This is a genomic window from Embleya sp. NPDC025285, from assembly GCF_055558835.1.
The window spans coordinates 111887-136087 of record NZ_JBVHLU010000007.1 but is presented as its reverse complement, the minus strand read 5'-3'; the positions used below and the strand labels follow the sequence as shown (position 1 = coordinate 136087).

The window sequence follows — 24201 nt, the reverse complement described above, 5'->3', positions numbered from 1 at the left end:
CACCCCGTTTGCTCTACGTTTGGCCTGCCCCGCGGTCTGCTCTCGGGGCGGCAACTCGAACCGGAGGGGGACCGGTGGAAACCTCTAGCTACTTCTCCGTTCTCCAGCGCCGTTGGCCGCTGGTGCTCGCGTGTCTCGCGATCGGACTGCTCGCCGGGTTGATCCTGACCCCCTCGGACCCCAAGGGCACCGGGAACCAGTGGACCAGTTCGGTCAACGTGGTGCCGGCGCCGAACTCGGCGAAGGAGTTCAACCTCGCGCCCGTACAACTGATGACGGACGGCGGCGAGGTGGCCCGCCGGGTGGCGAAGCGGCTGAACAACCCCGATCCGGCCGTGCTGGCGTCCAAGGTCACCTCGCAGCTCAACCCGGACCTGGGCCTGGTCCAGATCTCCGCCAAGGCGCCCACCCGCAAGGTGGCCGAGGAACTGGCCACCGCGTGGGCGCAGGAGACCGTGTCCGCGTTCGCCGACTCGCAGCGCAGGACCCGGCAGGGTCAGGCGGACAGCATGACCGCCCAGTTGGACAAGCTCAAGACCGACATCGACGGTCTGGAGAAGAGCACCACCAACGCGCCGGTGGGCAAGAAGGCAACGCTCCAGGCGGAGTTCGACGCCAAGCGGGTGCAGTACACCACGCTGGTGGGTCAACAGCAGGAGTTGGTGAACCCGCTGAACGACCCCAAGGTCGAGGTGATGGACGGCCTCAAGAGCACGCCGGACTCCACCACGAGCATCCTGGCGCCCACCTCGCGGCCGTTGCGGATCGCCCTCGCGGCGGCGCTCGGGCTCGCGCTCGGGCTGATCGCGGCGCTGATGGTGGACCGGATGGACGTACGGCTGCGCGGGCGCATCCAGTTGGAGGACGCGTTCGGCCTGCCGGTGATCGCCGAGGTACCGCGGGCGACCCGGCGCCAGCGGGCGGGACACGCGGTGCTGGTCGCGGGTCGACCGGACAGTCCGGTCGCGGAGGCCTATCGCACGCTGCGCTCGGCGTTGCTGCTGTCCGGCCCGCCCGGGCTCGCCTATCGACTCGGCGGCACCGACCCCCGGCAGACCCGGGGCACCGCGATGCCGGTGCGTCGGATCAGCGACCCGGCGCCGGTGATCCTGGTGGTGTCGCCGCGCCCGGGCGACGGGCGCACCAGCACGGTGGCCAACCTGGCCGCGGCGCTGGCCGAGGCGGGCCGCTCGGTGCTGGTCCTGGACTGCGACTTCCGCAATCCGGCCACCCACCTGTATCTCGGCGCCAAGCCGGGCAAGGGCATGTCCGAGGTGCTGCTCGCCGAGCAGGAGATCGACCTCGGGGACGTGGTGCGCAGCACGAACATTCCGAACGTGCGGGTGATCACCGCAGGAGCCCCGGCCGCCTATCCGGCCGCACTGCTGTTGCGCGCGGGCGAGGTGGTCCAGCGGGCCCGGCACCACGCGGACGTGGTGCTGGTGGACAGCGCGCCGCTGCTCTACGCGAACGACACCAACGACCTGGTGCAGCACGTGGACGCGATGCTGGTGGTGGCCCGCAGCGGCAACCTGACGGCCGATCAGGCCTCCCGGGTGGGCGAGCTGTTGACCCGTACCGGGGTGCCGATCGCCGGTGTCACGCTGCTGGGGGTGGACCCGACCCGGTCGATGGGTGGCGGTCTCAAGCGCGGTCCGCGCACCGGCGCGGTGGGCCGGATGGGCGCCGGCGCGAGCCTGGTGCTGCGCGGTCGCTCGGCCGAGCCGACCCCCGACGCGGACGAGGACGTCGAGCGTCCCGCGCCCAGTTGGGCCAAGCGCGGCGAACTGACCGAGGGTGAACCCGAGTCGGCCGCGAGCGGTCGCGGTGCGCATCGCGCCGATCCGATCGGCTCGGCCGAGGACGCGGACTCCGGCTTCCGGATCCAGTCGGCGGCGGAGCGGGCGCTGCACAACGGCTCCGGCGACGGTGCGCACCTGGGACCGCACTTCGATACGTGGTCCACCGTCGAACTCGGCTCGGAGGATCGCTGATGGGTGACCGCGTTCGTGTCCTGTGGCTCGCCAAGGGTCTGGGGCGCGGTGGCGCCGAGCAGTTGCTGGTCAACTGCGCGCGCCGACTGGACGACGAACGCTACGAGGTCGAGGTCGCCTACGTCTTGCCGTGGAAGGACGCGCTGGTGCCGGCCCTGCGCGAGTTGGGCATCACGGTGCACTGCCTGGGTGGCGGGCGGGTCTGGCCGGTGCGGCTGCGCGCGCTGTTGCGGGCGCGCGAGTACGGCCTGATCCACACCCACATGCCGGTTCCGGCGGTCGCCGCTCGGATGTTCTCCGGCAAGGTGCCGATCGTGCACACCGAGCACAACATGTGGCCGCGCTACCGGCGGCTCACCCGGATCGCCAACGCCTGGACGTACCGGCGCAACAACGGCGTGATCGCGGTCTCCGCGGCCGTGGCCGAGAGCATCGAGCCGGCCCGACTGCGGCGCGGCACCGTGCCGACGGTGATCCATCACGGCCCGGACCTGGGCGACGCGTTCGCCGGCCCGGGCGCGCGCGAGCGGGCCCGGCAGGCGCTGGACCTGGACCAGGACGCGTTCACGGTCGGTTCGGTGGCCAACTTCACGCCCAAGAAGGACCAGTTGGGCCTGCTCGCGGCGCACGCGCTGGTCCTGGAGCGGCATCCCGGGGCGGTCCTGGTGCTGATCGGGTCCGGCCCGCTGGAGGCGACCCTGCGCGAGCGGGCGAGCCGGCCCGACCTCAAGGGCTCGGTGGTCTTCGCCGGGTCGCGCGGCGACGTGCCGGCGTTGTTGCCGGCCTTCGACGTGTTCGCGCTGAGTTCGCGTCAGGAGGGGCTGCCGGTCTCGTTGATGGAGGCGATGACGGTCGGATTGCCGTCGGTGGTGACCGCGGTGGGCGGGATGCCGGAGATCGTCACCGACGGGGTCGAGGGCGCGGTGGTGCCGGCCGGTGACCCGGCGGCGTTCGCCGACGCGTTGGTGGCCTTCGCCGCCGAACCCGCGCGTCGGCGCGCGTGCGGCGAGGCCGCGGCCGAGCGCTCGGACGAGTTCGACGTCGCGGGGGCGCAGCGGCGGATCGAGGACGTGTACGCGAGAGTGCTGGAGGGATCGCGGTGAGTGGGCCAGAGGTCGGGAGTTACCCTTTCACCGTCCGAGAGTTGGGCAAACACGACGAACCCCGGGTGTTGGCCCTGTTGGGCGACGCGCTGTCCGGCGGGCCGACCGGGGAGCGCACCCCGGAGTTCTTCCGATGGAAGCACAGGGACAACCCGTTCGGTGCAAGTCCCGGGCTGGTCGCCGAGGCGGACGGCCGGGTGGTCGCGGTACGGCTTTTCCTGCGCTGGGAGTTCGTGCTCGGTGGCGAGGTGGTCCGGGCGGTGCGCGCGGTGGACACCGCGACCCACCCGGACGTCCAGGGCCGGGGTCTGTTCCGCCGGTTGACCACCGAGTTGCTGGAGCGGATCGAGGTGGACACCTCGCTGGTGTTCAACACCCCGAACGGCAACAGCCTGCCCGGCTATCTGCGGATGGGCTGGCACGAGGTCGGGAAGGTACCGGTCTCGCTGCATCCGATCCGGCCGATCGCCTTCGCGCGCGGGCTCAAGGAGCTGCGCGCCACCGGAGATCTCTCCGGCACCTCGCAGTCCTGGAACTCGGAGGATCCCGCGGCCCGGTGCCGCTTTCCGACTGCTCGTCAGTTCTTCTCCGATCCCAAGGCGGCGGTGGGCTTCGACGAGTTGGTCGCCGAGGCGGACGCGGGCGACGCGGCGATCGGCCACGACAAGCTGCGCACCGCGCTCACCGGCGACTTCCTGCGCTGGCGCTACGGCGACGCGCCCGGACTGGACTACCGGGTGGTGGCCTCGTACAAGAACGGCGAGTTGACCGGCGTGGTGTTCGGGCGCCCGCGTCTGCGCGGCCCGCTGGTCGAGTTCACGCTGTCCCAGATGGTGGTGCGCCCCGGCGACCGCGACACCGCGCGCAAGCTGTTCTCCGGGGTGGCCATGTCCGGGTGCGACCACGTCGCCACCCATCTGGCGCGCGGCTCGGAAGCGGCCAGGGCCGCCCGCTACGCCGGGTACGCCACACCGCCGCGCACCGGCATGCTGCTGGTCGCGCGCACCGTGCACCCGCACCCGATCGACGTCCACGACCTGCGCTCGTGGCAGCTCTCCCTGGGGGACTTGGAGGTCTTCTAGCCAGCCGGCGAGCCGCCGCCGGACCGGTCCGAACCGGTCCCCGCGGCACCGCCGCCCGACGCCGCACCGGTTCGCCGTCCCTGCAAGGAGCTCCGTTGTCGTCCCGTCTTGCGCCGTACGCCCGGTGGGTGCCTCCGTCGCGGCTGCCATGGGGTTCCCTGCTCGCGCTCACCGCGGTCGGCTTCTACGTCTCGGTGTTCGCGTGGGCGATGGAGTATCGCCCGTACGACACGTGGGGCGCGCTGATCGTCTTCCCGCTGCTGCTCACCATCAGCGTGCCGCTGCTGTCCCGGTTCTCCCGCGACGAGCCGCCATGGGTACGGCGGTTGGTGATCGGCGCGCTGGTCGCCAAGTTGCTCGCGTGCTTCGCCCGGTACTGGATGTCCTTCGTGCTCTACGAGGGGCGCGCGGACGCGGCTACCTACGACCTGGTCGGGCGGGCCATCGCGCCGCACTTCCGGGACGGCGACTTCACCGTGGACATCGGTCGCAAGGTGATCGGCACCGGTTTCATCATGATCGTCACCGGGATCGTGTACGCGATCGTCGGGCAGTCGTTGCTGGCCGGCTACCTGGTCTACTCGTGGCTGGGGTTCTGGGGTCTGTACCTGTTCTGGCGCGCGTTCAACGTGGCCTATCCGGACGGCGATCGGCGCCGCTACGGCAAGCTGCTGTTCTTCCTGCCTTCGCTGCTGTTCTGGCCCTCCGGGATCGGCAAGGACACGTGGATGATGTTCACGCTGGGCCTGGCGGCCTACGGCGTGGCGCTGCTCCTGGTGCGCCGGCGCGGGGCGTTCGTGTTCCTGATCCTGGGGGCGGTGGGCACCACGATGGTGCGCCCGCACGTGACGGTGCTGCTGCTGTGCGGGCTGTGTGTCGGCTATCTGCTCCGCAATCGTCCGCAACAGGCTTCCGCGCTGGGCCCGTTGCGGGCCGGCTTCGGGATCCTGGTGCTCGGGGTGGGTTGTGTGCTCGCGCTCCAGCAGGTCGGCACCTTCTTCGGTACGCCGGGCATCGGGGCCGCGCAGGCCAACCAGGTGATCGCCAAGACCCAGACCCAGACCGCGCAGGGCGGTTCGGCCCAGGCGGTGGACGATTCGGCGGCGCTGTCCATCTCACCGGCCGCGTTGCCGCAGTCGCTGGTGACCGTGCTCTTTCGGCCGTTCCCGTTCGAGGCGCACAACATCCAGGCCCTGGTCGCGTCGCTGGAAGGCGTCGTGCTGATGGGCCTGTTCGTGGTCGCGCTCCCCCGGTTGAAACGCATCCCGGGGCTGCTGATCCGAAGACCCTACGTGGCCTTCGTGATCGTCTACACGCTGGTGTTCGCGCTCGCGTTCGCGAACATCCGCAACTTCGGCATCCTCACCCGCGAACGGGTCCAGGTGTTCCCGTTCGTCCTGGTGTTGCTCGCGGTGTCGAAGCCGGATCGCACCGAGACCGAGAAGGGCGGGAGTTCGGAGCGGAAGCGGCGGCGGGCGATGGGGCGGCACGCGACGCCCCTCGCGGCCGATTCCGGTGGTGGGGAGACGAGTTCGATCAGTCCGGGGAATCCCGGTGAGTCCAGGGGGGATGCGATATGGCGGTGACCGGCAAGCCGGCGGTGCTCGGTGGGGACGCGACGTTCGCGGAGGGCCTGCCGCTGACGCGCGTGCATGTGCCCGAGCGGGAGGAGTTGGCGCGGCGGCTGGACACGATCCTGACCAGCGGTCGGTTGACCGACGGTGCCACGGTGCGCGAGTTGGAGGAGGACGCGGCCGCGCGGCTGGAGGTGCCGTACGTGGTGGCGGTGTCGAACTGCACGAGCGGGTTGATGCTCGCCTTGCAGGCGTTGGGGGTGAGCGGGTCGGTGGCGATGCCCGGTTTCACCTTCTCGGCCACCGCGCACGCGGCGCACTGGGCGGGGGCCACCCCGGTGTTCGCCGAGGTGGACCCGGACAGCCTGACCCTGGACGCGACCGACGCGGCCGCGCTGCTGGCCGAGTCGGGCGCGTCCGCGTTGATGGCCACGCACGTGTACGGGACGCCGTGTCGCGTCGAGGAGTTGGCGAAGGTCGCGGACGACGCGGGGGTGCCGATCGTCTACGACGCGGCGCACGCGCTGGGCAGCCGGCGGGCGGGCACCCCGATCGGCGGCTTCGGCGCCGCGGAGGTGTTCTCGCTGAGCCCGACGAAGGTGGTGACCGCGGGCGAGGGCGGGTTGATCGCGACCCGGGACGAGGGCTTGGCACAGGCCTGCCGACTGGGTCGGGGGTACGGCAACCCGGGCGACTACGACTGCCTGTTCCCTGGACTGAACGCGCGGATGTCCGAATTGCACGCCGCATTGGCGCTGGTGTCGCTGCGCGGTCTGCCGGAGCGGGTCGCGGCCCGCTCGCACCTGGTGGGTGTGTTCGCCGACGCGATCGCCGACGTGCCGGGGCTGCGGCTGCCGGTGCTCGCCGACGGCGACGTGTCCACCTGGAAGGACCTGACGCTGGTCGTCGACCCGGACACGTTCGGCCTGGACACGCCTACGCTGGCCCGGGCGCTGAAGGCGGACGGGATCGACTCGCGCCGCTACTTCCACCCGCCGGTGAACCGGCAGAAGGCGTACGCCCACCTGCCCGCGCGGCCGTTGCCGATCACCGACGACGTGTCCTCCCGGGTGTTGACCCTTCCGCTGTGGTCGCACATGGACGAGCCGACGGTGCGCCGGGTCGCGGACACGGTGATCCGGCTGCACGAGCACGCCGCCGACGTACGGATCGCCTCCGTCTGAGCGGCCTCGCCCGAAGCGTCGGCCGGTGCGCGTTCGACCCGGCCGGCGCTGGGGCCTCCCGTCGGGGCCACCGTCGGGAGAGGGTGGGTGAACGGCCGGCGGCGCTCGCTCAGTCGAGTTGCCGGGCGAACTCGCCGGCCAGGTCCGATATCTGAGCGGGCGTCAGCGTCTCCGAGGAGACCTGCAGCATGGCCACGCCCGGGCCGTTCACGTTCAATCGGACCGCGGCCACATGCCCGTTGCCGACCGGGACCACCTGGTGCGGCCCGATCGTGGCCATCTTGTCGGCGAACGCGCTGAGGTCCTGCACGGCCGCGTCGGCGTCGCGCTGGATGATCGGCAGGGCCATCATGACCGGGTGCCCGCGCCGCGAGGCGTACGTGGCCACGTCCAGTTTCGCCGCGCCGACCCGGTAGGAGCAGGTCACCTCGACGCCGTTGGCCCGCTGAGTCGGCGTGAGGTTCGAGTACGGGTCGCGTGCCGCGGCCTCGTCGTCGGACCACCCCTCGCTAGCGGTCGTGACCGGCTCGCCCGGGGTGACCGCGCCGTCCAGGTGGATCTTCGCGGTCGCCGCGGCGACGTCGTACGGCAGCGGGCACGGCAGGGCGCCGTTCTCGCTGATCGGCCGGACCGCCTGTCGAAGCTTCTCGATGTTCAACCGCCCCGAGGACAAGGATGCGGCGTCGTCACCGTCGCCGCTGCACGCGACGAGTCCGGTGAGAGTCAGGACCCCCGCCGCACATACGGCGAGGGCCCGGCCGGGAAGATGCTGCAAACCGATCATTCACGCAGCGTATCGAGGCCCGATCGGCCCCTGCTCAGCCCATCGGGAAGACCTCGAAGGCGGCCGCGAACGGGGTGCCCAGCCGCGAGCCGGCCGCCCGGCCCATGCCCTCCAGGAACTCCCCCGCGTCCGCCATCTGCCCCTGGCCCAGCCCCGCCAGATAGGCCGCGTGTGCCTCCAGCGACGCGACACCGATCGCGAAGTGCTCGGTGGTGTCCACCGCGTGCCGCGACTGCGGCGAGCCACCCGCCCACACCGCGCGCACCCCGCCCCACGGCTCGTGGCCCTCGGCGAGCAGCTCGCGGAACACCCACCGGTTGCCCGCGTCGCGTACCGCGTCCACGACCGCCCGGCCGACCGCGATGTGGTCGGCCTGGTTCAGGAAGACGCCGCCCCACGTGTCGCGGAAGTTGCCGGTGATCACGATCTCCGGCCGGTGCCGGCGGACCACGCGGGACAGGTCGCGGCGCAGCGGCAGGCCGTACTCGATCACGCCGTCCGGGTAGCCGAGGAACTCGACCGTGTCGACGCCGACGATGCGCGCCGACTCGATCTGTTCGGCCTCGCGCAGCGGGCGACACTCGTCCGGGTCGAGTCCGTCGATGCCGGCTTCGCCGCTGGTGACCATGACGTAGGTGATGTGCTTGCCCTGCCGGGTCCAGCGGGCGATCGCCGCGGCGGCACCGTATTCGAGGTCGTCGGGGTGCGCGACGATGGCGACGGCGCGCTCCCAGTCCTCGGGCAGCGCCTCGTACGGTTCGGGCCGGGGTTCGGTGGTCATGCGTGGTCCTTCCCAGGTGGCCGCACGGGCCGGTGCTACACGGACGTCGTCATCCTTTCAGCGGCCGATAGGATTCGTATCCTCATGAGCGCCACGATCGTCGTCAAAGACCTTGCCGCCGGACACGGTGACCGTGTCCTGTTCTCCGGATTGGACCTGGTGATCGCCCCCGGCGACGTCGTGGGTCTGGTCGGGGTGAACGGCGCGGGCAAGTCCACCCTGTTGAAGCTCCTCGCCGGGCTGGCCGAGCCGGAGGCGGGAGCGATCCAGTTGAGCCCGCCGACCGCGTCGGTGGGCCATCTGCCGCAGGAGCCGGAGCGGCGCCCGGGCGAGACCGTGCGCGCGTTCCTGGCCCGGCGCACCGGGGTCGCCGCCGCGCAGGCCGCGCTCGACACCGCGACCGAGGGCCTGGTCGAGGGCCGCGCGGGCGCCGACGACGAGTACAGCATCGCGCTGGATCGCTGGCTGGACCTGGGCGGCGCGGACCTGGAGGAGCGGGCCGAGGAGGTCGCGGCGGATCTGGGCCTGGCGGTGGACCTGGATCGCGAGATGACCGCGCTGTCCGGCGGCCAGGCCGCGCGCGCGGGGCTGATGTCGCTGCTGCTCAGCCGGTACGACGTGTTCCTGCTCGACGAGCCGACCAACGACCTGGACCTGGACGGGCTGGACCGGTTGGAGCGGTTCGTCACGGGGCTGCGCGCGGGCACCGTGGTGATCAGCCACGACCGCGAGTTCCTGGCCCGGACGGTGGACCGGGTGGTCGAACTGGACCTGGCCCAGCAGCAGATCCGCAGCTACGGCGGCGGCTACGACGCGTACCTGGCCGAGCGCGAGGTGGCCCGCCGACACGCGCGCGAGGAGTTCGACGAGTACGCCGACAAGCGCGGCGACCTGGAGGCCCGGGCCCGGATGCAGCGCGGGTGGATGGACAAGGGCACCCGCAACGCGCGCCGCAAGTCCACCGACAACGACAAGATCAGCCGCAAGACCCGGTCCGAGGCGAGCGAGAAGCAGGCGTCCAAGGCCCGCCAGACCGAGCGGATGATCGAGCGCCTGGAGGTGGTCGAGGAGCCCCGCAAGGAGTGGGAGCTGCGGATGGAGATCGCCGCGGCGCCGCGCGCGGGCGCGGTGGTGGCCGCGCTGCACGGCGCGGTGGTCGAGCGCGGCAGCTTCACGCTGGGTCCGGTGACGTTGCAGATCGACTGGGCGGATCGGGTCGCGATCACCGGCGCGAACGGCGCGGGCAAGTCGACGCTGCTGGCGGCGCTGCTCGGACGGGCCGAGTTGACCGGCGGTCGGGGTTCACTGGGTTCGGGTGTCGTGGTCGGCGAGGTGGACCAGGCGCGCGGGTTGTTCCTGGGCGACCTGCCGCTCCTGGAGGCGTTCTGCGCGGTGGTCCCGGACCTGCTCCCGGCCGATGTGCGTACGCTGCTGGCCAAGTTCGGGCTCAAGGCGGCGCACGTGCTGCGCCCGGCGGCGACCTTGTCCCCGGGTGAGCGCACCCGCGCCGCCCTGGCCCTGCTCCAGGCCGAGGGGGTCAACCTGCTGGTCCTGGACGAGCCGACGAACCACCTGGACCTGCCCGCGATCGAGCAGTTGGAGTCCGCGTTGGAGTCCTACGAGGGCACGCTGCTCCTGGTCACCCACGACCGGCGGATGTTGGAGGCGGTGCGCACCACCCGGCGGATCGAAGTCGCGGACGGCCGGGTCACCGAGGTGTGATCCGTCGTTAGAATCCGAGGTCATGAACGAACTGCCGCCGGGTGCGAACCAATCCTTGCCGGGCGGCGTCGTGCGCGTACGCGTGCCCGGCCCCTTCGACATCTCCGCGCTGATCACGGGTGAGGACCGACGGGTGTCCGGCGACGCGGACTTCGTCTTCTTCAACCAGGTCTCGGCGCCGGGGGTACGGCTGGGCGGGGACACCGTCACGGTGGACCCGACCGGCCTGCGGGCGGGCGCCACGCGCGTGACGGTGGTGATCAGTCCCGCCGACACCACGCACACGCTGGGCGAGTTGCCGCCGCCGGCGATGACGCTCACCGGTGCGAGCGGCACACTGCTGGCGCGGTTCACCCCGCCTCGGCCGCGCGCCGAGACGGTGTTGTTGCTGGCCGAGATCTACCGGCGCGGTGCGGGCTGGAAGGTGCGCGCGCTGGGCCAGGGCTACGCGGACGGGCTGGCCGGGATCGCCCGGGACTTCGGGGTCGAGGTCGAGGAGCAGACCCAAACCCCGTCGGGGCTCTCCGAGTTCCAGCGCGGGGTGGTCGAGCTGACCAATGGCGAACGGGCCCGGCACGGCCTGCGCGCCCTCGTGCCACAGCCACAACTGACCGCGTGCGCACAGGCGTTCAGCGCGGACATGATCAACCGCGCGTTCTTCTCGCACACCGATCCGGACGGCCGCGAGCCGTGGGACCGGGCGATCGCGGCGGGCTATCTCTACAGCCGGATAGGGGAGAACATCGCGTGCGGGCAGCGCACGCCGGCCGAGGTGGTGCAGGGCTGGATGGACAGTCCCGGCCATCGCAAGAACATCCTCACTCCGGAGTTCACCGAGATCGGTGTCGGGTATGTCACCGGCGGCACCTACGGCACCTCGTGGACCCAGGTCTTCGGCACCCCGCGATAGCGCTCCCGGAGCCGGTGTCGAAGCTTCCCGGATTGGCCCGAACGGGTACAAAGCCGAGGCCGACGCCGGCCCCGACGGGAGCGTTGCCGTCCGGGTACGGGCACCCGGCCGCCCTCCCCCGCCGAACCGGCAACCGGGTGCGAGGGAGCCCGATGACGGTGCGCCATACTCGGTTGTTCGAGGCGAGGGAGATCACGTGCAGCTTGAGTTGGATCCGCCTTACGGCGTAGGGCCGATCAAGATCGGCATGTCCATGGACGAGGCAGAGGCGGCTCTGCGCGAACTCGGAGGAGATCTGTCGGGACGCACTCGTGGGTTCGCCCACTTCGGTGCGGACCTCTCGATTCATGTGGTGAGCGACAAGGACGGACTGGTCGAGGCAATCGAGGTGCACCGGTCCGAGGACGACTTCGCGGACACGGTGTTGTGTCTGGGCGTCGACGTCTTCGGTACGCCGGCCGTCGACGTCACCCGACTGCTCGGTGAACTGACACCCGTCCGGGTGGAGACCGAGGGGGCCTCGTTGGTGGCCCCCGACCTGCTGGTGGCCCTGTGGCAGCCGTTCGTGCCCGGACACGGCAACAACAACGGCGTCGTCGGCGAGGGCCTGTACTTCCGCACCGCTCTGGTGGCCGGTCCCGGCTACTACGACAAAAGCGGGCAACACCGGGCGATCCACATCGGATGACCGGTACCCCATGAACCGAACCGGGCGGCCCGGCCGCCCGAGTGTGTGACCTGTCCGCTCGTCCGGCGAGGCATTCGCCGAGCGGGTGGAGTCCGGAGGGATCGCGACCGGGATCGAGGCGGGGGCCGGCGTCTCGGTACGCGAGACCGCGTCGTGGCACGTCGACGAACGACAACCGTGGATCGCCGCCGAGGACATGCTCGGCAAGGTCCACGACGTCGTCGACGGGTCGCACGGCCGGCCGGATTCCACCGCTCGGCGCCTCGCCGGCGGGCCGGACGCGGCGTCGGGTGCGGGCCGGTGGATCGGCCGTTGGTTTGCGTCGCGATCGAGGCCCACGAGGCCGCCACGGCCTCGTGTGGCGGGCCGTGGGAGCCGCCGGGACGCGCGACCCGCCGGAGGCCCGGAGGCCGCTCACACGGCGACGGTGGACGTCGGGGAGTCCCGGAACGAGTGCCCGCGAGTCCGCGGGCAGGCGAGTCCGAGGGTCCGCGAGTCCGCGAGTCCGCGAGCAATCGGAGTCCGAGAGTCCGCGGGCGATCGTTTTCGGACGGTCGGCCGGCCCGGTGATCCGATCGCCGTGCAACGCGTATTCCGTCGCGATCGCGGTGGGCGCGGAGGTACCGTCCGTCGGTCGTGCGGATGTGGGGGCACGCTCGATCGCCGAGCGGCAGGGCTTCGCCGACGCGCGGAACGATGCCGTCAGCGTGGGCGTCGGAAGGCGGCCTCGCGCGGTCGCCCCTGGGGTCCGCCTCGGTCTGCGCCTCGAACCGTCCGCCTCGGACCGATCGCCTCGACGCGTCCGCCGCGGACCGTTGGCCCCGGACCCTTGGCCCCGGACCGTCCGCCTCCGGCGATATGCCGGCTCCCGCAAGCTGCGGGAGCCGGCATCAGGTCAGCGCGCTGCCAGGATTCGCCCGCTTACCTCGCCGAATCCGATACGAGTGCCGTTCGGACCGGGGGCGGTAGCGGTGATCGTGACCTCGTCGCCGTCCTCCAGATAGGTCCGGGTGGACCCGTCCGGGAGTTTGAGGGGGTTCTCGCCGTTCCAGGTGATCTCGATCAGCGCGCCGCGCTGGTCGGCCTCGGGGCCGCTGACCGTACCGGAGGCGAACAGGTCGCCCGGGCGCAGCGCCGCGCCGTTGACGGTCATGTGCGCGAGCTGCTGCGCGGCCGTCCAGTACATCGCCGCGAACGGCGGCCGGGAGATCAGGTGGCCGTTGAGCCGGACCTCCAGGGCCAGGTCCAGGCCCCACGGTTCGCCGGCGCGGTCGTCCAGGTAGGGCAGTGGCTCGACGTCGCGCGCGGGGGGTGCCACGCGTGCGACGCCGAGTGCTTCGAGGGGGACGATCCACGGCGACACCGAGGTGGCGAACGACTTGCCCAGGAACGGGCCGAGCGGGACGTACTCCCAGGCCTGGATGTCCCGGGCGGACCAGTCGTTGACCAGGCACACGCCGAACACGTGGTCGGCGAAGTCGGCGAGCCCGACCGGCGTGCCGAGTTCGGAGCCGGCGCCGACCACGAAGCCGACCTCGGCCTCGATGTCCAGTCGGCGGGTGGGCCCGAACGAGGGCACCGCGTCGGTGGGTGCCTTGCGCTGCCCGCTGGGGCGCACGATCGGCGTGTGCGAGACCACCACGGTGCCCGCGCGGCCGTGGTAGCCGATGGGCAGGTGCTTCCAGTTCGGGGTCAACGGCTCGGAGCCGGGCCGGAAGATCCGACCGAGGTTGCTCGCGTGGTGCTCGGAGGCGTAGAAGTCGATGTAGTCCGCGACCTCGAACGGCAGCCGCAGCACCACTTCCCGACGCGGGATCAGGTGCGGTTCGATACTCGCCCGCAGCTCGGGGTCGGTCAGCCAGGTGGTGAGCGAGGCGCGTACCGCGGTCCAGGTCGCCCGGCCGGCCGCCATCAACTCGGTCAGGCTCGGCGCGTCCAGCACATCGGCCGGCGCCCCGACCGCGTGCGCCGCCGCGCCGGCGTCCAGCACGAAGTCGCCGATCGCCACCCCGACCCGCGGCCGGTCCGGCTCGCGGTCGGTGGCGAACACGCCGTAGGGCAGGTTGTCGATGCCGTACACCGTGTCGGTCGGCAGCGGGACCCAGGTGGTGGGCATGAGACGTCGGGCTCCTCGATCGGATCAGTCGCGCTGGTGCGGGGGTTCGCCGAGCAGACCCAGGGTGAGTGCGTCCTGGAGCGGCTCGGCGACGCTACAGGTGCCGTACGAGGTCAGGTAGCCGCGCAGGCGGGTGCGCTCGGTCAGGGTCAGGTCGTGCGCCATCCGGGTGAGTTCGGCGCTGTCGCGGATCGCCAGCAGGTCGGCGAGCGCGTCCGGTTCGGCGCCGGCAACGGCGTGGTGGGTGGCGAGCATCAGGTTGAGGTACCCGTGGTGCTCGAAACCCGTGGTCGGGTCGGTGTGCCGCACGGCGTTGTGCAGCCCGGCCGTGACCTTGAACGGCAGTTCGCGGATCCGGCACGCGTACACGAACGCGGCCAACTCGGCCTCGTCCGGGAACGCGTGCGCGGCGGTACCGCCGGTGCGGAACTTGGGCCGCCCGTACGTGCCGGCGAGATTGTCCAGGTCTGCGTCCAGGCCCGCGCCCTTGAGGACCTCGACGTAGCCCGCCGTCATCTCCGGCAGGTGTTCGTGCAGCGCCGCGACCGCCTTGCCGATCTCACCGTCGCCGGCGACCTCGATGCCCTCCAGGAACAACCCGGGGGCGCTCAGGATGGTGCGTACGGCGGGACCCACCGAGGCGGGGCCGCCGGGAGCCACGAGCACCACACGCAGTGGCTCGCCGGAATCGGCGAGCGCGAGCAGGTCGGGCACGTGTGCCGCACCGACCAGGAAGTTGCGCACGAACGGCGCGAACCACTCGACGCGGTACACCCGGTGCGCGGGCACCGCCTCGGCCATCGGGGCGTTGCCGGGTGGGAACAACGCGGCGTCGTCCCACAGTCCGGTGAACAACGCGTGGTGCAGGGTCTCGGGTGCCTCGGTGGATGCGCTCATGGTCCGGGCGCCTTCCCGGCCCAGGTCCACGCGTAACCCGGATCCTCGCTCGCGATGCCGCCCTCGCCGACACCCAGCGGGCTGAAGGTGTCCACCATGACCGCGAGCTCGTCGAAGAACTCGATGCCGATGCTGCGCTCGTAGGCGCCGGGCTGCGGCCCGTGCGCGTGCCCGCCCGGGTGCAGCGAGATCGATCCTTGGCCGATCCCGGACCCCTTGCGGGCCTCGTAGTTGCCGCCGCAGTAGAACATGACCTCGTCCGAGTCCACGTTGGAGTGGTAGTACGGCACCGGGATCGACAGCGGGTGGTAGTCCACCTTGCGCGGCACGAAGTTGCAGATCACGAACCCCTGCCCCTCGAACACCTGGTGCGCGGGCGGCGGTTGGTGGATCCGGCCGGTGATCGGCTCGAAGTCGGAGATGTTGAACACGTACGGGTACAGGCACCCGTCCCAGCCGACCACGTCGAACGGGTGGGTGGGGTAGACGTAGCGGGTGCCGGTGATCTCGCCGCCCAGGCCGCGGTGCTTGACCAGCACCTCGACGTCCGTGCCCTCGGCCAGCAGCGGTTGGACCGGCCCGCACAGGTCGCGCTCGCAGAACGGCGCGTGCTCGAGCAGTTGGCCGAATCGGGAGAGGTAGCGCTTGGCGGGCGTGATGTGCGAGTTGGCCTCGATGCAGTACGCGCGCAGCGGCTCCTCGGTGCCGGGCACCCACCGGTGGGTGGTGGCACGCGGCAGGATCACGTAGTCGCCGGGGCCGACGGTGAGCGCGCCGAACACGGTCTCCACCGTTCCGGAGCCGGACTCGATGTACACGCACTCGTCACCGAGCGCGTTGCGGTACAGCGGGGAAGGGCTGCCCGCGACCACGTAGGAGATCCGTACGTCGCCGTTGCCCAGCACCAGCCGCCGACCGGTGACCGCGTCGACGGCCTTCCACTCGTTGTCCGCGAACAGCTCGTGCAGCTTGAGGTGGCGCGGCTTGAGCGGGTGGTTGGCGGTGACGCTCTGGTCGGGGACCTCCCACACGCTCGCGTCGGCGATCGCCGACGGGATCGCGCGGTGGTAGAGGAGCGAGGAGTCGGAGGTGAAGCCCTCCTCGCCCATCAGCTCCTCGTAGTACAGGCCGCCGTCCGGGCGGCGGTGCTGGGTGTGCCGCTTCGGCGGCACCTCGCCCACGCTGCGGTAGTACGCCATGACTGCCCGACTCCTCCGTCCGCTCCCGCTGCCCTGTCGGCCCGTGTCCTGCCGGCCGCCGCCGTACGCGACGGCCGGCCCCGCGGCCTAGAGGTTGCCGCGGCGCTCCTGCTCGCGCTCGATCGCCTCGAACAGCGCCTTGAAGTTCCCCTTGCCGAATCCGAGCGAACCGTGCCGCTCGATCAGCTCGAAGAACACCGTCGGCCGGTCCTGCACGGGCTTGGTGAAGATCTGGAGCAGGTAGCCGTCCTCGTCGCGGTCGACCAGGATCTTCAGTTCGCGCAACGTCTCGACCGGTACCCGGGTCTCGCCGGCCCATTCCCCGAGCGTGTCGTAGTAGCTGTCCGGGGTGGACAGGAACTCGACGCCCATCTCGGCCATCGCGCGCACCGAGGCCACGATGTCGCCGGTGGCCAGCGCGATGTGCTGGACGCCGGGGCCGCCGTAGAACTCGAGGTACTCGTCGATCTGCGACTTCTTGCGGCTGACGGCGGGCTCGTTCAGCGGGAACTTCACCCGGTGGTTGCCGCTGGTGACCACCTTGGACATCAGCGCGGAGTACTCGGTGGCGATGTCGTCGCCGACGAACTCCTTCATGTTGGTGAAGCCCATGACGCGGTTGTAGAAGGCGACCCACTCGTCCATCCGGCCGAGCTCGACGTTGCCCACGCAGTGGTCGATGGCCTGGAAGTAGCGCTTGGGGTGGGCGGCGGGCTTGCCGCGGAACAGCGGCTCGGCGGCGACGAAACCGGGCAGGAACGGGCCCTTGTAGCCGGACCGGTCCACCAGCGTGTGCCGGGTCTGGCCGTACGTGGCCAGCACCGCGGTACGCACCGTGCCGTGCTCGTCGGTGTCGTCGTGCGGCTCGACCAGCACGGTCGCGCCGTTCTCCCGGGCGAAGGCGATGGCCTTGTCGACGTCGGGAACCTCGATGGCGATGTCGGACACACCGTCACCGTGGGCGGCGGTCGCGACGCCGACCTCGGTGCCGGCGTGAACCTCGCCGGTGATGCGGAAACGTGCCTTGCCGGACACGAGCACGTACTCGGCGACGTCGCGGCTCCCGGTCTCGGGACCGCGATAGGCGACGCAGGTCATCCCGAACGCCGTCGAGTAGTAGTGCGCGGCCTGCTTGGCGTTGCCGACGAAGAAACGAACATGGTCCATCGCGACGACCGGGAAGGGGTCTCCCGCCGGGTCGTGCTCGACGGCGCCGACGAGGGCGTCGGTGTCTTCAAGGGTGGTGAAGGTGCTCATGACGCGCGATCCCCTCGGAAAGGAACGGATGCCGGAAGTACACTTCCGAATGCAACATCTGACAAGGTTCGATCTGCGAGCTATGCAATTTGCCTAGATGGGCGGCCCGTATGCGGGATGATCTACAGGATTCGCGCAGCACGCTCGACGAATTGGACGTGCGTCTCATCCGGGCCGGCCGACTACACCCGCGGGCGGGCATGTTGGAACTGTCCCGGGTGATCGGTGTCTCCCGCGCCACGGTCCAGGCCCGCCTGGAGCGGATGGAGGCGGCGGGGGTGATCACCGGCTACGGCCCCGAGGTCGATCTGGTCGCCGCCGGGTACCCGGTTCTGGCCTTCGTCACACTGGAGATCGCCCAGGGCGGCCTGTCCGGCGTGGCCACCGCGCTGAGCGCGGTCCCACAGGTGCTGGAGGCGTACGGGACGACCGGCATCGGCGACGTGCACTGCCGGATCGCCGCCACCTCGAATCAGGACCTGCAACAGATCCTGATCGACATCAACCGCATCCCCGAGGTGGTCCGCTCCACCAGCGTCATCGTCTTGTCCGAGGTAGTCCCGATGCGCACCCTCCCCCTCCTCGAAGCCCAGGAACGCCGCCGCCCCAGCCGCGTCCCGTCCCTGCGCGACACCAACGCGCCCCCGCCCCCGGAAGGCTGAACCAAGCTCGACCGACGCGGCGGACAGGACGCGGGGACAAGGCGCGGCGGACAGAGCGCGACACCGCGACCCGAACCGGCGCCCGGGCGGCCGGCGGGTGGCCGGACCGGGAATCCGGGGGTGGTGGCGGTGGGGCAGGGCGACAACGGGGGGTGTGGCCCGAGAGAATGCCGGGGGCAGGCTTGGTGATGAGGTGGATCGGGACGTGACGATGTCGGTGTCGGGGCAGCAGGGTTCGGAGCAGGGCGCGCAGCAGGATGTGCATCGGCGGATCGCCGAGGAGCTCGGGGTTCGGGAGGGGCAGGTCAGAGCGGCGGTCGAGTTGCTCGACGGCGGGGCCACCGTGCCGTTCATCGCCCGGTACCGCAAGGAGGTGACCGGGACCCTGGACGACACGCAGTTGCGCAACCTGGAGGAACGCCTGCGCTACCTGCGGGAGCTGGAGGAGCGCCGTACCGCCGTGCTCGCCGCGATCGAGGCGCAGGGCAAGTTGGACGACCCGCTGCGGGCGCAGATCCTGGCAGCGGACTCCAAGGCCCGGCTGGAGGACATCTACCTCCCGTACAAGACGAAGCGGCGGACCAAGGCGCAGATCGCCCGCGAGGCCGGTCTGGAACCGCTCGCGCTCGGCCTGCTGGCCGACCCCTCGCGCGACCCGGCCGCCGCGGCGGAGGCATTCGTCGACGCGGACAAGGGTGTCGCGGACGCGCAGGCGGCGTTGGACGGCGCGCGCTCGATCCTGGTCGAGCGGTTCGCCGAGGACGCCGACCTGATCGGCGCGCTGCGCGAGCGGATGTGGACGCGCGGGCGCGTGGTGGCCAAGGTGCGCGAGGGCAAGGAGGAGGCCGGCGCCAAGTTCGCCGACTACTTCGACTTCGCCGAGCCGTTCACCCGGCTGCCCTCGCACCGAATCCTGGCCATGTTCCGGGGCGAGAAGGAGGACGTACTCGACCTGACCCTGGCGCCCTCGACGGACGAGGAGGTCGACGGCCCGACCGACTACGAGCGCTCGATCGCGCACGCGTTCGGCATCGTCAACCGCGACCGCCCGGCCGACAAGTGGCTCGCGGACACCGTGCGCTGGGCCTGGCGTACCCGGATCCTGGTGCACCTGGGCATCGACCTGCGCGGTCGGCTGCGGCAGGAGGCCGAGGACGAGGCGGTCCGGGTGTTCGCGGCCAACCTGCGCGACCTGCTGCTCGCCGCGCCGGCCGGCACCCGCGCCACGATGGGCCTGGACCCGGGCCTGCGCACCGGGGTCAAGGTCGCGGTGACCGACGACACCGGCAAGGTGGTCGCCACCGAGACGATCTACCCGCACGAGCCGCGCCGCCGCTGGGACGAGTCGATCGCCACCCTCGCCAAACTGGCCGCCGCGCACCGGGTGGACCTGATCGCGATCGGCAACGGCACCGCATCCCGCGAGACGGACAAGCTGGCAGCCGAACTGATCTCCAAGCACCCCGAGTTGGGCCTGACCAAGGTGATGGTGTCCGAGGCGGGCGCGTCGGTGTACAGCGCCTCGGCCTTCGCCTCGCAGGAACTCCCGGACCTGGACGTGTCGTTGCGCGGCGCGGTCTCCATCGCCCGCCGACTCCAGGATCCGCTGGCCGAGTTGGTCAAGATCGACCCGAAGTCGATCGGCGTCGGCCAGTACCAGCACGACCTGTCCGAACTGAAGTTGTCCCGCTCGCTGGACGCGGTGGTCGAGGACTGCGTGAACGCGGTCGGCGTGGACGTCAACACCGCGTCCGCGCCGCTGCTCACCCGGGTGTCCGGGATCGGCGCGACGCTGGCCGGCAACATCGTGCAACACCGGGACGCGAACGGCCCGTTCAAGACCCGGCGCGACCTGAAGAACGTCGCGCGACTGGGCCCGAAGGCGTTCGAGCAGGCGGCGGGCTTCCTGCGGATCCCGGCCGGGGACGACCCGCTGGACGCGTCCTCGGTACACCCGGAGGCGTACCCGGTCGTCCGCAAGATCGCCGCGGCGGCGGGTGGCGACGTCCGGACCCTGATCGGCGCGGCGCCGAGGCTGCGCGCGCTGGACCCGAAGGCGTTCACGGACGAGAAGTTCGGTCTGCCGACGGTGACCGACATCCTGCGCGAGTTGGAGAAGCCGGGGCGTGACCCGCGGCCGGCGTTCAAGACGGCGACCTTCAAGGAGGGCGTGGAGAAGCTGTCCGACCTGCAACCCGGCATGCTCCTGGAGGGTGTGGTCACCAACGTGGCCGCGTTCGGCGCGTTCGTGGACGTCGGCGTGCACCAGGACGGCCTCGTACACGTCTCGGCGATGTCGAAGACGTTCGTGAGCGATCCGCACGACGTGGTCAAGTCGGGCGACGTGGTCCGGGTCAAGGTGCTCGACGTGGACATCCCGCGCAAGCGGATCTCGCTGACACTGCGGCTGGAGGACGAACCGGAGCAGCGCGGGGCGCGTGGCGATCGGGGCGACCGGGCCGACCGCGGTGACCGCGGCCCTCGCGGCCCTCGGCCGGAGCGCGGGGCTCGCGACGGTCGGCCTCAGGGCGACGGGCGACAGAGCGGTGGCCGGCAGGGTGACGGGCGGCAGGGCGGTGCGCGCCAAGGCGGCGGCTCGGGCAGTGGTCAGGGCGGTGGCCAGGGCCGGCGCGCGACTCCCCCGAAGCAGAGCCGAGGGCCGCAGGGCCCGGCCGGAGGCGGCGGCGCGATCGCGGACGCGCTGCGGCGGGCCGGCTTGGTCGAGTGAGGACGTGAAGTAGGGCAGGGCGGTGGGATGAGGGCGGTGATCGCGGCCGGGCGGGACTGTGGGAATCGGGCTTCCCGGCCGCGTTCGGACCGTAGCTTCCCAGCCGCGTTCGGACTATGTGGGGACTGAAGTGATCGAGCCGGGTCAGGCGCGCCTTCACTCCGGATTCACTCCGGACGGTCCGGCATTGGCCTGCGTGGGGTACGGGCTCCGCATCCGCATCCGGGCCGAGTCGGCCGAGTGGGCGCTGACCGGACCCGATCGGACGGGCGGGCCTTCCACCCTGGGCGACAAGGCCCGTCCGGAGTGATCGGGCCGGGTCAGTGGCCCACTCCGCACGGTTCGGCCCGGCCGGCCCGGACCCGGACGGTCCGGCATCGGTCCGCGTGGGGCATGGGCTCCGCATCCGCATCCGGGCCGAGTCGGCCGAGTGGGCGCGCTGACGGACTGGCCGGGCGGGCGGGCCTTCCTCCCCGGTGACCAGGCCCGTCCGGAGTGATCAGGCCGAGTCAGGCGGGCCCTCACTCCCGACGGTTCGGCTGGCCGGCCCGAACCGGACGGGCCGGCATCGGCCCGCGTAGGGCATGGACTCCGCATACGCAATCGGGCCGAGTTGGCCGAGCAGGCGCTGACGGACCCGATCGGGCGGGCGGGCCTTCCACCCCGGGCAACAAGGCCCGTCCGCCCGATCTGCCAGGCCCGTCCGGAGTGATCAGGCCGAGTCAGGCGGGCCCTCACTCCCGACGGTTCGGCTGGCCGGCCCGAACCGGACGGGCCGGCAGATCGGGCGGGCGGGCCTTCCACCCCGGGCAACAAGGCCCGTCCGGAGTGATCGGGCCGGGTCAGGCGGGCCCTCACTCCGGACGGTTCGGCCCGAACCCCGGACGAGCCGGCATCGGCCCACATGGGGCATGGGCTCCGCATCCGCATCCGGGCCGAGTTGGCCGCGCAGGCGCCAACCGGACCCGGCCGGGTGGGCGGGCGTTCCACCCCGGAGACAAGGCCCGTCCGACCCGACCGCAGGCGCCGGAGAATGAGGCCCGGGTGGGGCTTCCGGTTCCCCGGCTCCCTTCGGGATGAGCAGGATCAGCGGGCTGAGCTGAGCCGGACCGGGTAGTGGGTCGGCCCTCCGCTCCGACCTGTCGATGGGCCGTCCACCCGGTGCGCGCGTGGGTTTCGGAGCCGGCCACCGGCGTTGGCCGGGCCGCCGCTCGTCGGGCGAGGGCGTACCGCTACGTCTCCGGTCGGCCGTCGGGCGAGGGCGAGGTCGAGGTCGGCCCACGACGTCCCGGTCCCCCATCGCCCGTGGGCGTGGTCAGCCCGCCTGTGCCGTCGGCGCCAGTGCCCGCAGTACCGCCGTGTGGGTGACGCCGTGTTCCGCGAGCAGATCCGCGACCACGCCCGAACAGGCGGTGATCGCGAGCAGGATGTGCTCGTCGCCGATGTGCCGCTGACCGCGGGCCACCGACTCGCGCAGCGACTGCTCCAGCACCTTCCTGGCGCCGGGCGCGAACGGGACATGCCCAGTACGCCCACCGAACGGCCACAGCCGGCGCCGCCGTCGGCCCACCGCCAACGCGCCCTCGCCGTGCGCCTGTTCGACGCGCGCGACGATCTCCCCCACGTCGATCCCCAGGTCTGCGAGCGCGGCCTCGTCGGCCTGCGACATGCCGCCGCGCCGCCGGGCCCGGGCCAGTCCGCGTTCGAACTCGTCCCGACTCGCCACGAACCCGAGCGTCGCCAGCGCGACCGAGGCCTGCGTACCCTGCGCGTCCAGCAGCGCCGCGAGCATGTGCTCCCCCTCCACGCGGGCGTCCCCCGCCCGCCGCGAATGCTCGATGGCCCCGTACACGACGCCCCGGGCACTGTCCGTGAACCTCTCGAACATCAGTTCCTCCCGTGCTTCTTGTGCACCGCCTGGCGGCTCACCCCGAGCTCGGCCGCGATCTCCTGCCACGACCACCCCTGCACGCGCGCACTGCGCACCTGTACGTACTCCAATTGCTCGAGCAGCCGGCGCAGCGCGGCCACGGCCCGTAGGCCCACCCGTGGATCCCGGTCCCCCGCACGACTGGCGAGGTCGGTTGCTTCGGTCATGACCGTCAACCTACGTTGACATCTCGGGCCTGTCAACCACAGTTGACATGCGACATCGAGAATGCGGGCGCGCCCGTCCCGGCGACCCGATACGGTCGCGAACCATGCGAATTCTTGTGCTCGGGGGCACCGCGTTCGTGGGCCGGGCGATCGTCGAGGACGCCCTGGCCCGGGGCGCCGAGGTGACCCTGTTCGGCCGAGGCAGAACCGGCACCGACCTCTTCCCGCAGGCCGCCCGACGGATCGGCAACCGCGACACCGGCGACTACACCGCGCTGCGCGACGGCGAGTGGGACGCGGTGGTGGACGTCAGCGGATACGTACCGCGCCACGTCGGGCAGGCGATGGCAGTGCTCGGCGACCGGGTCGGCCGCTACCTGTTCGTCTCCAGCCACGCCGTCTACGTACAGTCCGGAGTCGGCCCCGGCTCGGACGAGGACACCCCTCGCCGCGCACCCGTCCGCGACACCGAGGTACTCGACAACGACACCTACGGCCCCTGCAAGGTCGCCTGCGAGGACGACGTACTCGCCCGCTACGGCGACCGCGCCACCATCGTGCGCCCGGGCAAGGTCGCCGGCCCTCACGACGTACAGGAAACCTTCACGTACTGGAGCCGCCGAGCCGCCCGCGGCGGCCGCGTCGCTCTGCCGGGCCGACCCGAACAGCCGATCCAAGTGGTCGACTCCCGCGACCTGGCCCGCCTGGTCAACCGACTCCTGATCGACAACCGCCCCGGCGCCTTCCACGCCGTAGGCCCCGCCGAACCCACCACCCTGGGCGACCTGATCCACACCTGCGCCTGGGCCGCCGGCACCGAGGTGGAAATCGTCCCCATCTCCCCCGACGCGGTCCCCGGCCCCTTCCCCCTGGTCACCCCCGAGCCCCAATGGCCCGCTCGCCAACGCAGCGCCACCCGAGCCCGCGCCGCCGGCCTCCCGACCACGCCGCTGTCGATCACCGCCGCCGACGTCCTCGCCTGGGACCGCTCCCGAGGCGAACCCCCACTGCCCCAGGGCCTGACCCCAACCCAGGAGGCCCACCTACTCAACGGGCCCTGACCCACCCCACCAACCCCACCAATCCACCCCGCCCCCAATCCACCCCAGCCAGGCCCGGCAACCAAACCACCCCGGCCCCGGACCTCCCCCACCACCGAACCACGCACCGCGCCAACCCAGGCCAACCCCCCCAGGTCAGCCCCACCCATCCCGGTCCGATTCCCCTCCGGATCTTTGATATGGTTCTCCACGTCGCCGCACGAAACACCAGCGGAGACCACCCGGTCCGGGTGGCGGAATTGGCAGACGCGCTAGCTTGAGGTGCTAGTGCCCGAAAGGGCTTGGGGGTTCAAGTCCCCCCTCGGACACCACGAGAGACCCCTGTTGATCAGGGGTTTTTCTGCATTTACGGCGTGGGGCGT

The 24201-nt window shown here is 71.6% G+C and carries 19 protein-coding genes and 1 tRNA gene; 12 read left to right on the top strand and 8 right to left on the bottom strand.

Annotated features, from left to right (window positions below):
• The first annotated feature begins 74 nt into the window (after positions 1–74).
• The 5 genes from ACZ4FV_RS06935 (at position 75) to ACZ4FV_RS06915 (ending at position 6937) form a co-directional block, all read left to right on the top strand.
• The gene (locus tag ACZ4FV_RS06935) at positions 75–1994 is read left to right on the top strand and encodes an AAA family ATPase (RefSeq protein ID WP_395859368.1); all 1920 of its coding nucleotides are present in this window, start codon (positions 75–77) and stop codon (positions 1992–1994) included.
• Positions 1994–3097 (top strand): glycosyltransferase, encoded by a 1104-nt coding sequence (locus ACZ4FV_RS06930; RefSeq protein WP_395859369.1) that lies wholly within the window; start codon positions 1994–1996, stop codon positions 3095–3097. The genes ACZ4FV_RS06935 and ACZ4FV_RS06930 overlap by 1 nt, the downstream gene beginning before the upstream one ends.
• A gap of 41 nt (positions 3098–3138) precedes the next feature.
• Positions 3139–4179 carry a GNAT family N-acetyltransferase gene (locus ACZ4FV_RS06925; RefSeq protein WP_395859370.1) on the top strand — a complete coding sequence of 347 codons (1041 nt, stop codon included), beginning with the start codon at positions 3139–3141 and terminating at the stop codon, positions 4177–4179.
• Between the two features lie 95 nt (positions 4180–4274).
• Complete coding sequence (locus ACZ4FV_RS06920) at positions 4275–5765, top strand: hypothetical protein (protein WP_395859371.1); 1491 nt, start codon at positions 4275–4277, stop codon at positions 5763–5765.
• A complete protein-coding gene (locus tag ACZ4FV_RS06915) occupies positions 5756–6937 on the top strand; it encodes a DegT/DnrJ/EryC1/StrS family aminotransferase (protein ID WP_395859372.1) in 1182 nt (393 codons plus the stop codon). The genes ACZ4FV_RS06920 and ACZ4FV_RS06915 overlap by 10 nt, the downstream gene beginning before the upstream one ends.
• A 109-nt stretch (positions 6938–7046) precedes the next feature.
• Here ACZ4FV_RS06915 and ACZ4FV_RS06910 read toward each other — a convergent pair whose 3' ends face one another.
• Entirely contained in the window at positions 7047–7721 is a 675-nt protein-coding gene (locus tag ACZ4FV_RS06910) for a hypothetical protein (protein WP_395859373.1), read from the bottom strand.
• 34 nt (positions 7722–7755) lie between these two features.
• Positions 7756–8502 (bottom strand): PIG-L deacetylase family protein, encoded by a 747-nt coding sequence (locus ACZ4FV_RS06905; RefSeq protein ID WP_402237576.1) that lies wholly within the window; start codon positions 8500–8502, stop codon positions 7756–7758.
• An 84-nt stretch (positions 8503–8586) separates the two neighbouring features.
• Here ACZ4FV_RS06905 and ACZ4FV_RS06900 point away from each other — a divergent pair, with 84 nt between their 5' ends.
• The 3 genes from ACZ4FV_RS06900 (at position 8587) to ACZ4FV_RS06890 (ending at position 11822) form a co-directional block, all read left to right on the top strand.
• Positions 8587–10224 (top strand): ABC-F family ATP-binding cassette domain-containing protein, encoded by a 1638-nt coding sequence (locus tag ACZ4FV_RS06900; RefSeq protein WP_465322056.1) that lies wholly within the window; start codon positions 8587–8589, stop codon positions 10222–10224.
• A gap of 22 nt (positions 10225–10246) precedes the next feature.
• On the top strand, positions 10247–11134 hold the full coding sequence (locus tag ACZ4FV_RS06895) for a CAP domain-containing protein (protein WP_395859376.1): 888 nt from the start codon (positions 10247–10249) through the stop codon (positions 11132–11134).
• Between the two features lie 196 nt (positions 11135–11330).
• The gene (locus ACZ4FV_RS06890) at positions 11331–11822 is read left to right on the top strand and encodes a hypothetical protein (RefSeq protein WP_395859377.1); all 492 of its coding nucleotides are present in this window, start codon (positions 11331–11333) and stop codon (positions 11820–11822) included.
• A gap of 895 nt (positions 11823–12717) precedes the next feature.
• Here ACZ4FV_RS06890 and fahA read toward each other — a convergent pair.
• The 4 genes from fahA to hppD all read right to left on the bottom strand — a co-directional run bounded on the left by fahA (position 12718) and on the right by hppD (position 17201).
• Positions 12718–13938: a fumarylacetoacetase gene (gene fahA / locus ACZ4FV_RS06885; RefSeq protein WP_465322054.1), complete on the bottom strand. Its 1221-nt coding sequence runs from the start codon at positions 13936–13938 to the stop codon at positions 12718–12720.
• Between the two features lie 24 nt (positions 13939–13962).
• Positions 13963–14835, bottom strand: a complete 873-nt coding sequence (locus ACZ4FV_RS06880; RefSeq protein ID WP_395859379.1) for a hypothetical protein — start codon at positions 14833–14835, stop codon at positions 13963–13965.
• Entirely contained in the window at positions 14832–16034 is a 1203-nt protein-coding gene (locus ACZ4FV_RS06875) for a homogentisate 1,2-dioxygenase (RefSeq protein ID WP_395859380.1), read from the bottom strand. The genes ACZ4FV_RS06880 and ACZ4FV_RS06875 overlap by 4 nt, the downstream gene beginning before the upstream one ends.
• A gap of 87 nt (positions 16035–16121) precedes the next feature.
• On the bottom strand, positions 16122–17201 hold the full coding sequence (hppD, locus tag ACZ4FV_RS06870) for a 4-hydroxyphenylpyruvate dioxygenase (RefSeq protein WP_395859891.1): 1080 nt from the start codon (positions 17199–17201) through the stop codon (positions 16122–16124).
• A gap of 200 nt (positions 17202–17401) precedes the next feature.
• Here hppD and ACZ4FV_RS06865 point away from each other — a divergent pair, with 200 nt between their 5' ends.
• Both ACZ4FV_RS06865 and ACZ4FV_RS06860 read left to right on the top strand, forming a co-directional pair.
• Complete coding sequence (locus tag ACZ4FV_RS06865) at positions 17402–17953, top strand: Lrp/AsnC family transcriptional regulator (protein WP_402237583.1); 552 nt, start codon at positions 17402–17404, stop codon at positions 17951–17953.
• Between the two features lie 211 nt (positions 17954–18164).
• A complete protein-coding gene (locus ACZ4FV_RS06860; RefSeq protein ID WP_465322075.1) occupies positions 18165–20681 on the top strand; it encodes a Tex family protein in 2517 nt (838 codons plus the stop codon).
• A gap of 1315 nt (positions 20682–21996) precedes the next feature.
• Here the strand turns inward: ACZ4FV_RS06860 and ACZ4FV_RS06855 are convergent.
• A complete protein-coding gene (locus ACZ4FV_RS06855) occupies positions 21997–22569 on the bottom strand; it encodes a Clp protease N-terminal domain-containing protein (protein ID WP_402237584.1) in 573 nt (190 codons plus the stop codon).
• Positions 22569–22778 (bottom strand): RNA polymerase sigma factor sigma-70 region 4 domain-containing protein, encoded by a 210-nt coding sequence (locus tag ACZ4FV_RS06850; RefSeq protein ID WP_402237587.1) that lies wholly within the window; start codon positions 22776–22778, stop codon positions 22569–22571. Before ACZ4FV_RS06850 ends, ACZ4FV_RS06855 begins: the two co-directional genes overlap by 1 nt.
• Before the next feature lie 104 nt (positions 22779–22882).
• Here ACZ4FV_RS06850 and ACZ4FV_RS06845 point away from each other — a divergent pair, with 104 nt between their 5' ends.
• Both ACZ4FV_RS06845 and ACZ4FV_RS06840 read left to right on the top strand, forming a co-directional pair.
• Positions 22883–23839 carry an NAD-dependent epimerase/dehydratase family protein gene (locus tag ACZ4FV_RS06845; protein ID WP_465322053.1) on the top strand — a complete coding sequence of 319 codons (957 nt, stop codon included), beginning with the start codon at positions 22883–22885 and terminating at the stop codon, positions 23837–23839.
• A 224-nt stretch (positions 23840–24063) separates the two neighbouring features.
• Positions 24064–24150 (top strand) — tRNA-Leu (locus ACZ4FV_RS06840).
• Positions 24151–24201 lie beyond the last annotated feature (51 nt).